Below are 264 nucleotides of genomic sequence, written 5' to 3'. Positions count from 1 at the left end.
AAATCATTCTCTTCAATAACACTTGTCACGAAGCCCTTTGCGCCATATGTCCCATCAACTGTTGCAATAAATGTATCTCCGAGTGCTTGGAATTTCTCCTCGTAAAATATATTCTTTTTCGATTGAAAGCCAAGGACATGCTTGACGATGACGCCTTTTTTCGTTAAACGCTTGGACAGCTCATATAAAGGCGGTACTCCAATCCCGCCGCCGACTAGTAACGCTGTCTGACCTGGCTGAACAACTGAAGGATCATATCCGTTG

At 43.9% G+C, this 264-nt stretch carries 1 pseudogene; it reads right to left on the bottom strand.

What is annotated here, in order from left to right:
- A pseudogene (locus SB658_RS24650) lies at positions 1–264 on the bottom strand (NAD-dependent dihydroorotate dehydrogenase B electron transfer subunit); the annotation flags it as partial.

It is taken from the genome of Bacillus sp. SIMBA_008, from assembly GCF_046535495.1.
GTDB lineage: Bacteria > Bacillota > Bacilli > Bacillales > Bacillaceae > Bacillus > Bacillus subtilis.
This window is presented reverse-complemented; position numbering and strand designations above follow the sequence as displayed.